The organism is Mesorhizobium sp. M0244, from assembly GCF_040321795.1.
Lineage (GTDB): Bacteria > Pseudomonadota > Alphaproteobacteria > Rhizobiales > Rhizobiaceae > Mesorhizobium.
In genome coordinates, this window is the sequence record NZ_JAMYSE010000148.1 from 1 (window position 1) to 10,377 (window position 10,377).

Below are 10,377 nucleotides of genomic sequence, written 5' to 3' on the forward strand. Positions count from 1 at the left end.
GCGTCACGCTGAGCACGCCGTTCTGGAACGCGGCGTTCACCTTGTCTTCGTCGACTTCGTAGCCGAGCGGGATACGCCGCTCGAAACGGCCGTAGAAGCGTTCGGAGAACTGCCTGTCCTTGTCCTCGGTCTCTTCACGCTTCTCGCCGCGCAGCGTCAGCACGCCGTCATCGAGCAGCAGCTCGATGTCCTTCTCGTCCATGCCGGGGATCTCGGCGGTGACGCGAATCTCCTTTTCGCCATCGGAGATTTCGACGCTCGGCCAGCTGGCGCGGGCAGCGGAGAGGCCACCGAGCGACGGCAGCCGCGTGTCGAAGCCGCGGAACGCCTCGTCGAACAGGCGGTTCATTTCGCGATGCAGCGTCACGAAGGGATCGCGATCGCCGTCGCGATAGAGGCTGGGGACCTGATTGTTCTCCCGGCCCCAGGAAATGAGATCACGAATAGCCATTGCATAGTCTCCTTTCTCGACTGGTGCGTTCAGGCGGCCTGCTTGTTTGCTTCGACCTGCGCGACCTTCGGCCCGGTCTTCGGCGCGGCGGCGTCGGTCGCGATGGCGATGCGCCGAGGCTTCATCTCCTCCGGCACCTCACGTACCAGATCGATGCTGAGCAGACCGTTGTCGAGCGAGGCGCCTGCTACCTTGACGTGATCGGCAAGCTCGAAACGGCGGGTAAAGGGCCGCGCGGCGAGGCCACGATGCAGATACTCCGCGTTGTCCGGATCCTGGTACCGGCCGGAGACGATCAGGAGGTTCGGCTCGTGGGTGATCTCGAGGTCGTCCTCGGAAAACCCGGCTACGGCGATGGTGACGCGGTAATTGTTCTCGCCGCTGCGCGCGATGTCATAGGGCGGCCAGGCGTCGAAGGCCTGCGGAGCATTTTCCAGCAGGTTGAAGACGCGATCGAAGCCGATGCTCGACCGATAGAGCGGGGAAAAATCGAATGCGGTTCTCATAGCTACATCCTCCATCGAGCAATATAGATACGAGGAGCGCCAAAGAGCTGGCGCTCCCTGGTTCCGCCGGCCCCATTTCGGCGACCGGTGCCTTCGATCTGGTTATTGTCCGCCGCAAGTCAAGACCCGGTGGCTTTCGCGTTACCGGTTTTGTTGTTGTCGGCGCTGTCGACCAAGCCGCCAATCTCCCCTTGCGGGCCCTTGAGGGGGAGACTGGCTGTTTCGCCGGCCGGCTTCAATCGCCAGCGCTGACTTCCGCGGCCGGTTATTGTCTGTCGCAGGTCAAGACCCAGATTCTTCTGTTGCCGGGCTCCATTCCCGGCACTCGCAGATGGAGCTGACCATGACACGCGACGAGATCATTTCTGTGCTAGGCCCGGTCGACGACGCCATCATTGCCGACATCGCGGCGACGGACGGGACGGTCCAGGAGCTGCGCGAGGCCCTGGCCTGGATCGGCGCCGACGAGGCGCTGGTGAACGAGGGCCGCCCGCTGCCGACGGCCAGGGTGGCGACGCTGATCGAACTGCTGCAAGGGCCGGACGACGAGGAATAACCGGCTTGCTCTTCAGTGGACGGTGATAATGCCGTTTACGGCCCGCCATTCGGAGGGCTGGATCAGGTGTTGATGGGCGACACGCACCGAGTGCAGCGGGCCTTCGATCTCGCGCTCCCAGAAATCGAGGAAATGCTTCAGCGTCGGGAAATCCGGGGCGATATCGTATTCCTGCCAGATGTAGAGCTGCAGCAGGCTGCGATGGTCGGGCAGACGGTAGTGGATTTCTGCCGTCGTCAGGCCAAACCCTTGCATCTGGAGCTGAAAGTCCCTGCTGGTCATGGGTCTTTCCTTTCCAATGAACCTCAGTCTGCAAAACGCAACGGGTTCAACATAGGTTCCAGTCGCCGCGAGCGGCTCCGGAACGAACACGATTTTGTGGAAAATTGCCCGAAAATTTCAAGCATCATTGTGCCAGCAACGGCAAATGTACGAGCAATTACAGAACATTGGCACTCTCTTGCTTCGAGTGCTAAAATTTTTATGCGATCCTCTTGAAAGCTGAAAAAAGCGCGACTAGTTCGTATGTGCGCGATGCCTGATGAAGGGTCGCGCACCGTCGCGTCGGCCGCCATCGCCGGTCGACTGCGAAGGGAGGTCCAAGAAAACCTGTTTGTCCTATGAGGAGAACGACATGGCGTTCCGTCCATTGCATGACCGTATCCTGGTCCGCCGCATCGAGGTCGACGAGAAGACCGCGGGCGGCATCATCATTCCCGACACCGCCAAGGAAAAGCCGCAGGAGGGCAAGTGATCGCCGCCGGTCCGGGCGCGCGCGACGACAGCGGCCAGCTGCAGCCGCTCGACGTCAAGGTCGGCGACCGCATCCTGTTCGGCAAATGGTCCGGCACCGAGATCAAGCTCGACGGCGAGGACCTGCTCATCATGAAGGAAGGCGACGTGCTGGGCGTGATCGAAGCCACCGGCGAAATGCAGAAGGCCGCCTGAGCGGGCCTAGTCAGTCTAAGCTGACTGTTTTGAAGGGATTATCCAATGGCTGCCAAAGATGTGAAATTCCATACCGAAGCCCGCGAGAAGATGTTACGCGGCGTCGATATCCTCGCCAACGCGGTGAAGGTGACGCTCGGTCCCAAGGGCCGCAACGTCATCCTCGACAAGCAATTCGGCGCCCCGCGCATCACCAAGGACGGCGTTACCGTCGCCAAGGAAATCGAGCTTGAGGACAAGTTCGAGAACATGGGCGCGCAGATGGTGCGCGAGGTCGCCTCGAAGACCAGCGACACCGCCGGCGATGGCACCACGACCGCGACGATTCTTGCACAGGCGATCGTCAGGGAAGGGGCCAAGGCCGTCGCTGCCGGCATGAACCCGATGGACCTGAAGCGCGGCATCGACAAGGCGGTCGACGCCGTCGTCGCCGACCTGAAATCCAATGCCCGCAAGGTCACCAGGAACGACGAAATCGCCCAGGTCGGCGCCATCTCTGCCAATGGCGATGCCGAGATCGGCCGCTTCCTCGCCGAGGCGATGGAAAGGGTTGGCAATGAGGGCGTCATCACTGTCGAAGAAGCCAAGACCGCCGAGACCGAGTTGGAAGTGGTCGAAGGCATGCAGTTCGACCGTGGCTACCTCTCGCCTTATTTCATCACCAACCAGGACAAGATGCGCGTCGAACTCGAAGAACCCTATGTGCTGATCCACGAGAAGAAGCTCTCCAACCTGCAGGCCATGCTTCCCGTGCTCGAAGCCGCCGTGCAATCCGGCAAGCCGCTGCTGATCATCGCCGAGGACGTCGAAGGCGAGGCGCTGGCGACGCTCGTCGTCAACAAGCTGCGCGGTGGCCTGAAGGTTGCAGCCGTCAAGGCGCCAGGCTTTGGTGACCGCCGCAAGGCGATGCTGGAAGACATTGCCATCCTGACCGGCGGCACGGCGATCTCGGAAGACCTCGGCATCAAACTCGAGAACGTCACATTGGAGATGCTCGGCCGCGCCAAGAAGGTGCTGATCGAGAAGGAAAACACCACCATCGTCGACGGTGCCGGCCGCAAGGATGAAATCCAGGCGCGCATCAGCCAGATCAAGGCGCAGATCGAGGAAACCACCTCCGACTACGACCGCGAGAAGCTGCAGGAGCGGCTGGCCAAGCTGGCCGGCGGTGTCGCCGTCATCCGCGTCGGCGGCTCGACCGAGATCGAGGTCAAAGAGCGCAAGGATCGCGTCGACGACGCCATGCACGCCACACGCGCGGCGGTCGAGGAGGGCATCCTGCCCGGCGGCGGCGTGGCGCTGCTCAGGGCGGCGACGGCGCTCGACAATATCGAGGTCGACAATCCGGACCAGAAGACCGGCGTCGAGATCGTGCGCCGCGCGATTGAAGCGCCGGTCCGCCAGATCGCCGAGAACGCCGGTGCCGAAGGCTCAATCATTGTCGGCAAACTGCGCGAGACGGCCGATTTCGGCTATGGCTGGAACGCGCAGACCAACGAGTTCGGCGACCTCTACAGTCAAGGCGTCATCGACCCGGCCAAGGTCGTGCGCACTGCTCTCCAGGGCGCCGCTTCCGTCGCCGGCCTGCTGGTGACGACCGAGGCGATGGTGGCAGAGAAGCCGAAGAAGGAAGCTGCCGCACCGGCCATGCCCGGCGGTGGCGGCATGGACTTCTAAGGTCAGGCTTCCGAAGCGGGACCTCGAAACGGCAGATGGACCGTGTCCGGCAAAAAGCGGGCACGGTTTTGCCGGTCCGGGACTGATGCTGAGCAGGTGTTGCCATGGATATGACGGACAGTTTTGGGAAGATCGCGGCGCCGACCCGCCCGAAGAACGATTTCAACTATGAAACCGATTGTAGGACGGCGCTGGCGCCTTTGGTCGATGGCTTGCTGGATATGGCCGAGTCGGCCGGCTGGGATCGCCGCAAGGCGGCCTACACGCTGATGTTTTTGTCGGCTCAACGCCTAGGGGCCGGCAAGGAGGAGCACAAATGATCGCGGCGCGGATGCGCGATTGCCTGCGCCTGTTGCGGTGGTCGGAAACCGATTTCGCTGAAGAGGCGGGATACCCGGTAGCCAAGGCAAGGGCGTGGCTCTACGGGCGCGAACATCCGCCGCTGGGCGTGGCGGCCTGGCTCGAGGCGCTGGTCAAGATGCACCGGTTGCTGCCGCGGCCGGGCACGCCGCAGTCCGTATTGCATCCGCCGATCGACGCCGTCTTGGGGACGGCCCTCGAGGATCGAAGCGCCCGTGCAGTTGAGCTCCGAAAGGATCCGATTAAGCCAGGAAAGGAGAGTGTCATGGATCGTGCTTCCTTCGACAAGCCGGTTACCATCCTCACCGGCCTCGGTACGCCGACAAAGATAGAAAGCGCGGCTGAGGCTTATGCGCTTTTGGCTGAGTGGCCGGCAACGAGCCGGACGGCCGCGCATGACATCGCCGCCAAGGCCTGCCGGGCGGCAATGGAAGGAGAGATCGACGGCGACACGGCGCGCGCCACCTTCGTCGCCTTCGCCCGCCGCAACGACCTGCTTGCGCCGCAGACGACCAGGATGGTTGCCGGCGAGACCGTTGCTGGCGCGACGGTTGCCAACTGGACAACGCGCCCACAGCGTGTCAACGCCCTGGCGTGAGCGGTCGGAGAAGTCGCCGAAGGCGACAGAGGGGGTCGGAATGTCCTGGCGCAACGCCCTGTGGGACGAAAGAGGAGGTTGGCGCTTCACGCGAGGCGACCCCCCTCTGGCCTGCCGGCCATCTCCCCTCGAGGGGGAGATTACGCGCTCAGCCGCTTTCGCTTGCTAAGCCCGTGGCAGCAGCCGGCGCATAATCAGCGAGGGGTGGCCGCCCACACCATGCGCGGCCGCCCTGCGCTCAACCACTTCGAAACCGTGCCTGCGATAAAAGGCGATTGCCCGGTCGTTGCCCTCGATCACCTCCAGCGCGAGGCTGGGAATCCCCGCATGCGCGGCAAGAACCGCGTGCAAAAGATCGGCTGCCAGCCCGGTACCGAACTCGCTTTTGTCGACATGAAGCCGCTCGAGCATGACCTCGCCCTGGTCATTCATGGCCGCCATGGCGTAGCCGGCGATAGAGCCATCAGCCCGTTCGGCGACGAACGACATCTTGTTGTCGTCCCCGAGCTCGGCCGCCAGCCGCTCCGGCGCGTGCTTCTCATCCGACAGCCGTGCCGTGGTCTCGGCACCCAGGATCGGTGAATAGGTGTGGCGCCAGGATTGGCCCAGCAGCCGCGACACCGCCGGCACGTCCTGTTCGGTCATGGTTCTTATTTGGGTCACCGCCTTACCCGCGATTTCAGCCAGCGGTCGAAGGCCACGGCGAGGGTGAGGATCAGGCCGATGACGATGCTTTGCGTGTAGGACGAGACGTTGTTGAACTGCAGCCCGTTCTGCAGCACGCCGATCAGCCCTGCACCCACCACCGTGCCGCCGACGCTGCCGATGCCGCCGAACAGTGAGGTGCCGCCGATGACGACCGCCGAGATCACCGTCAGCTCGTAGCCGATGCCGGCGACGGCTTCGGAGGAGTTGAGCCGCGCCGACAAAACGAAGGCGGCGAGGCCGGCGAAGAAGCCGACGATGATGTAGACCGAGATCAGGATGCGGTCGACCCGCAGACCGGAGAGCCGCGCCGCCTCGGCATTGCCGCCGACGGCATAGACGGCGCGACCGTAGCGGGTGTAGCGCAGCACGATGTGGCAAAGGATGGCCGCAATCGCGAAGATGATCGCCGGCACCGGAACCGGACCGATCAGCCCGGTGCCGAACCAGCGCATCGAGGCGTCGAAGCCGGAGATCGGGCCGCCATTGGAGATCGTCAGCGTCAGGCCGCGAAACACGGTGAGGCCGCCGAGCGTGACGACGAAGGGCGGCACCTTCAGCCTGGTGATGGCAAAGCCCTGGACGCTGCCGGCGACGGCGCCAACGATGACGGCTGCGAGAAGAGCGGCGAACCAGCCATAGCCTTGCGTGCCCGTTGTCGACAGGGACAGCGTGTTGGCGGTGCCGCCCTTGGCCACCACCGCCGCGACCATGCCGCAGAAGGCGAGCAGCGAGCCGACCGACAGATCGATGCCGGCGGTGAGGATGACGAAGGTCATGCCGAGCGCGATCAACCCGGTGATCGAGATCTGACGCATGATGTTGAACAGGTTGATAGGGTCGATGAAGCTCGGCTTCAGCACGGTGAAGACGACGATCAGCAGCGCCAGGAACATTAGCGGGCCGAAGCTCATCAACAGGCGCGCAATATTGATGCCGCCGCGCTGGCTCCGTTCGGTCGCGCTGGTCATAGCGTTGCTTCCTGCTTCTGGTCGAGCGCCATCAATTCCATCAGTTTTTCCTCGGTCGCCTCGATGCCGGGCATCTCGCCGGTGATGCGACCGCGCCGCATGGTGACGATCCTGTCCGACACCGCAAGCACTTCGGGCAGTTCCGAAGAGATCATCATGATGGCGATGCCGCGCGCTGCGAGCTGTACCAGGATCTGGTGCACCTCCGCCTTGGCGCCGACATCGACACCACGCGTCGGTTCATCGACGATCAGCACCTTCGGGTCGCGCGCCAGCCAGCGGGCAAGGATGACTTTTTGCTGATTGCCTCCCGACAATCCCTCGATCGCCTGCTCGGGCGAGGCCATGCGGATCGACAGCGTCTTCCTGTAGTTCGCCAGCGCCTCGCGCTCGCGCCGCTCGGCCATGAAACCGGCGGCATTGGAGTAGCGGTCGAGCGCGGCGACGGAAAAATTGGTGAGGATGCCGAGTGCGGCGAAGATCGCCTGGTGCTTGCGGTCTTCCGGCACGAGACCGATTCCGAGCTCGATGGCGTCGGCGGGTGAGGCCGGCGCGATCGGCTTGCCGTCGAGCATGATTGTGCCGGCGGCAATGCGGTCGGCACCGAAGATGGCGCGGGCGAGCTCGGTGCGGCCGGAGCCGACGAGCCCCGCGACGCCGAGGATCTCGCCCGCCTTGAGGTCGAGATCGACGCCTTCAAGCACGATGGCGTGCGGCGCCTGCGGATCGCGCACCGTGCGCAGGCCGCGCACCGAGAGCCGGACGTCGCCGGCGACATCGCGCAGCGTCGGTCTCGCATAGAGCTCGGACGCGGCGCGGCCAACCATCTTCTCGATGATCTTCGGCAGCCTGATCGGTCCGCCCTCACGATCGAGCTGGCCGGCCAGCCTGCCGTCGCGCAGCACCGTCATGCGGTCGCAAATCGCCGATGCCTCCTCCAGCCTGTGGGTGACGAACATGATGGCGACGCCATCCCTGCGCAGCCGGCCCATAATCGCCATCAGCTTCTGCACTTCGGTTTCGGTCAGCGCCGAGGTCGGCTCGTCCATGATGATGAGACGGCTCTTCAGCGACAGCGCGCGGGCGATCTCGACCAGCTGCTGCTCGGCCACGGACAATGCCGAAACCGGCGTCGCCGGGTCGAGGTCGAGGCCGACGCGGGCGATGATCGCGCGTGAGTCTTCCACCATCTTTCGCCAGCTGACCAGCCCGAACCGGCCGAGCGGCGCACGGCCGATGAAGATGTTTTCCGCCACGGTCAGCGTCGGGATCAGGCTCAGTTCCTGGTAGATGGTGACGATGCCGAGCCGTTTGGCGTCCTGCGGGTTGTGCGGGCTGAATTCGATCCCGTCGAAGACGATGCGGCCGCTGGTCGGCGGCATCACGCCGGAGAGAATCTTGAGCAGCGTCGACTTGCCGGCACCGTTCTCGCCGAGCAGGCCGAGGATCTCGCCGGGGTGGACTTCGAGCGAAACGTCGCTCAGCGCGGTGACGCCGGCGAAGTGCTTGGTCACGCCCTCGACGGTGAGCAGGGCGGGAGATGGTGAAGGCGCTGGGGCTTCGGCTGGAGACAAACAGTCCTCCCGATTGGGGTCGATCGTTCCGATTTATACAAGTCGGCGGGACAGCGAGGGGCGCTGTCCCACCGGCTTTTGCCAATTGCAGCCTACTTCGTCTCGCCCAGCCTTTCAGCCTTGTCGAGATTGTCTTTGCCGATGACGATCGGCGTCAAAAGCACCAGCTTTTCCTTCGGCTCGGTCTTGTCCTTGGCGTAGGCGACCGCGATCTGCACCGCGGTGCGCGACTGCTCGCCGGGGAACTGCTCGACCGTGCCGGCCAGCTTGCCGTCGCGCACGGCGACCAGTGCTTCGGGAAGCGCGTCGAAGCCGTAGATCTTGACGTCGGTGAAGTTGCGCGCCGCGCAGGCTTCAACCGCGCCGAGCGCCATGTCGTCATTGGCGCAGATGATCGCGTCGGGCTTGCCGTTAGCGGCAAGGCCGGCCTCGGTGACGGAGAGCGCCTCGGCGCGGTCGAAGTTGGCGGTCTGCTCGAAGATGATCTGGTACTTGTCCTTCATGGGATCGAGGACGTTGTGCACGCCCTTGTTACGGTCGATAGCCGGCCCGGCGCCGGGCTGGCCCTGCAAATGGAAGATCTTGGCGCCGTTCGGGAACGCCGCCACCATAGCCTGCGCTTCGGCCTCGCCGCCCTTGACGTTATCGGCGCCGACATGGGCGAGGATGCCCTCGACGCCCTCAACGCGGCGATCAATGGTGACGACGGGAACGCCGGCCTTCACCGCTTCTTCGATGGCCGGGGCCAGCGCGTTGACGTCAAGCGGCGAGATGACGATGGCGTTGACCTTCTGCACCAGCGCCGCCTCGATGTCGGCGGTCTGCTTGGGCGCCGAGTTCTGGCCGTCGCTCTCGACCAGGTTGACGCCTTGCGCCGCAGCTTCCGCCTTGATCTGGTTCAGCATGTGCACGAAGAACGGAAAGCCGAGGCTCGGCACCGAACCCAGGATGGTCAGCTTGTCCTGGGCGAAGGCCAGTTGCGGAGCGGCAAGCGCCAATGTGCCCATCGCCACGGACGACAGCAGAAATTCACGTCTGTTGATCAATTTAGTCTCCTCCCAGATGAGCGCACGACCCCGAAACCGGAATAAGTTTTCCGGAAGGTTCCTTGCGTCGATTCAAAAATGGAGTGTCCTTTGAGCGCCCAACTCGCTTTGAAGGGACGCAACGGCGCTCCAGCCGGTCCACCGCGACGTTTCTCCTCCGCTCGGCGCCGGCGGGCGGATGCTAGCCAAGGCCGGAGCTTTGCGCAAGAACGAGTGGCTCCAGGTGGATTGGCGCGCAGCGCCAAGACGGTTGGGGGTGTTGGACGAAGCGCAGTTTGTGCCAAGCTGGAGCACCCCTCATCCGACCTTCTCCCACAAGGGGAGAAGGGAAGTCTCTCGCCAGCCTACCGATCGATCATCACCATGGTGCGCTCGCCGTAGCGCGGCCCGGCGACCTTGCCCGGCGCCAGCGCGTCGTCCAGCGTCGCCATCTCGGCGGCGTCGAGCTTGAGCGAAGCCGCGGCGACGTTCTCTTCCAGGTATTTTCTGCGCTTGGTGCCGGGGATCGGCACGATGTCGATGCCGAAGTCGCTCCCCTTGTGCAGCAGCCAGGCCAGCGCGATCTGGCCTGGCTTGACGCGCTTGGCCGCGGCGATGTCGAGTACCATGGCTGCCGCCTGCATGTTGGCGTCATAGTTGGCGCCCTGGTAGCGCGGGTCGCCGCGCCGGTAATCGCCCTCAGGATACTCTTCGGCGCGCCTGACGTCGCCAGTGAGGAAACCGCGGCCGAGCGGCGAGAACGGCACCAGGCCGATGCCGAGCTCCTTCAGCAGCGGGATGATTTCCGGCTCCAGATTGCGCTCCCACAGAGAATATTCGCTCTGCACGGCCGACACCGGATGCGCCGCATGTGCCCGGCGGATGGTGGCGGCACCGGCTTCCGACAGGCCGAAGAAGCGGACCTTGCCCTCGGCGATCAGCCTGCCGACCGCGCCGGCCACCTCCTCGATCGGCACCGCCGGATCGACGCGGTGCTGATAGAGGA

Annotated in this window: 12 protein-coding genes and 1 pseudogene; 5 read left to right on the top strand and 8 right to left on the bottom strand. The window is 64.2% G+C overall.

From position 1 onward, the window contains the following. Nucleotides 1-451, bottom strand: a 451-nt coding sequence (locus tag NKJ08_RS36980; RefSeq protein WP_352786149.1) for an Hsp20/alpha crystallin family protein, incomplete at its 3' end; no start/stop codon positions are given. A 29-nt stretch (nucleotides 452-480) separates the two neighbouring features. Further along, entirely contained in the window at nucleotides 481-957 is a 477-nt protein-coding gene (locus tag NKJ08_RS36985) for an Hsp20 family protein (RefSeq protein WP_352777450.1), read from the bottom strand. 343 nt (nucleotides 958-1,300) lie between these two features. Between NKJ08_RS36985 and NKJ08_RS36990 the strand changes: the two genes are divergently transcribed. Next, nucleotides 1,301-1,513 carry a hypothetical protein gene (locus NKJ08_RS36990; RefSeq protein WP_352524046.1) on the top strand — a complete coding sequence of 71 codons (213 nt, stop codon included), beginning with the start codon at nucleotides 1,301-1,303 and terminating at the stop codon, nucleotides 1,511-1,513. Nucleotides 1,514-1,525: 12 nt separating this feature from the next. On the opposite strand, the gene NKJ08_RS36995 is transcribed toward NKJ08_RS36990, so the two are convergent. Beyond that, a complete protein-coding gene (locus NKJ08_RS36995) occupies nucleotides 1,526-1,795 on the bottom strand; it encodes an usg protein (RefSeq protein WP_352524048.1) in 270 nt (89 codons plus the stop codon). A 352-nt stretch (nucleotides 1,796-2,147) separates the two neighbouring features. Here NKJ08_RS36995 and NKJ08_RS37000 point away from each other — a divergent pair. The 4 genes and pseudogenes from NKJ08_RS37000 to NKJ08_RS37015 all read left to right on the top strand — a co-directional run bounded on the left by NKJ08_RS37000 (nucleotide 2,148) and on the right by NKJ08_RS37015 (nucleotide 5,096). Beyond that, a pseudogene (locus NKJ08_RS37000) lies at nucleotides 2,148-2,461 on the top strand (co-chaperone GroES). 45 nt (nucleotides 2,462-2,506) lie between these two features. Continuing rightward, nucleotides 2,507-4,138 (top strand): chaperonin GroEL, encoded by a 1,632-nt coding sequence (groL, locus tag NKJ08_RS37005; RefSeq protein WP_352524050.1) that lies wholly within the window; start codon nucleotides 2,507-2,509, stop codon nucleotides 4,136-4,138. A gap of 104 nt (nucleotides 4,139-4,242) precedes the next feature. Then, nucleotides 4,243-4,458 carry a hypothetical protein gene (locus NKJ08_RS37010; protein WP_352524052.1) on the top strand — a complete coding sequence of 72 codons (216 nt, stop codon included), beginning with the start codon at nucleotides 4,243-4,245 and terminating at the stop codon, nucleotides 4,456-4,458. After that, complete coding sequence (locus tag NKJ08_RS37015) at nucleotides 4,455-5,096, top strand: DUF982 domain-containing protein (protein ID WP_352777447.1); 642 nt, start codon at nucleotides 4,455-4,457, stop codon at nucleotides 5,094-5,096. Before NKJ08_RS37010 ends, NKJ08_RS37015 begins: the two co-directional genes overlap by 4 nt. A gap of 165 nt (nucleotides 5,097-5,261) precedes the next feature. On the opposite strand, the gene NKJ08_RS37020 is transcribed toward NKJ08_RS37015, so the two are convergent. From NKJ08_RS37020 to NKJ08_RS37040, 5 genes are all read right to left on the bottom strand, one after another. Then, entirely contained in the window at nucleotides 5,262-5,741 is a 480-nt protein-coding gene (locus NKJ08_RS37020; protein ID WP_352786151.1) for a GNAT family N-acetyltransferase, read from the bottom strand. A gap of 14 nt (nucleotides 5,742-5,755) precedes the next feature. Beyond that, nucleotides 5,756-6,772 (bottom strand): ABC transporter permease, encoded by a 1,017-nt coding sequence (locus NKJ08_RS37025; RefSeq protein WP_352524057.1) that lies wholly within the window; start codon nucleotides 6,770-6,772, stop codon nucleotides 5,756-5,758. Further along, nucleotides 6,769-8,346 carry a sugar ABC transporter ATP-binding protein gene (locus NKJ08_RS37030; protein ID WP_352524059.1) on the bottom strand — a complete coding sequence of 526 codons (1,578 nt, stop codon included), beginning with the start codon at nucleotides 8,344-8,346 and terminating at the stop codon, nucleotides 6,769-6,771. The genes NKJ08_RS37025 and NKJ08_RS37030 overlap by 4 nt, the downstream gene beginning before the upstream one ends. Nucleotides 8,347-8,438: 92 nt before the next feature. Next, a complete protein-coding gene (locus NKJ08_RS37035) occupies nucleotides 8,439-9,389 on the bottom strand; it encodes a substrate-binding domain-containing protein (RefSeq protein ID WP_352777509.1) in 951 nt (316 codons plus the stop codon). 347 nt (nucleotides 9,390-9,736) lie between these two features. Continuing rightward, nucleotides 9,737-10,377 (bottom strand): aldo/keto reductase (locus NKJ08_RS37040; RefSeq protein ID WP_352786153.1); only part of this gene is annotated, 641 nt, incomplete at its 5' end.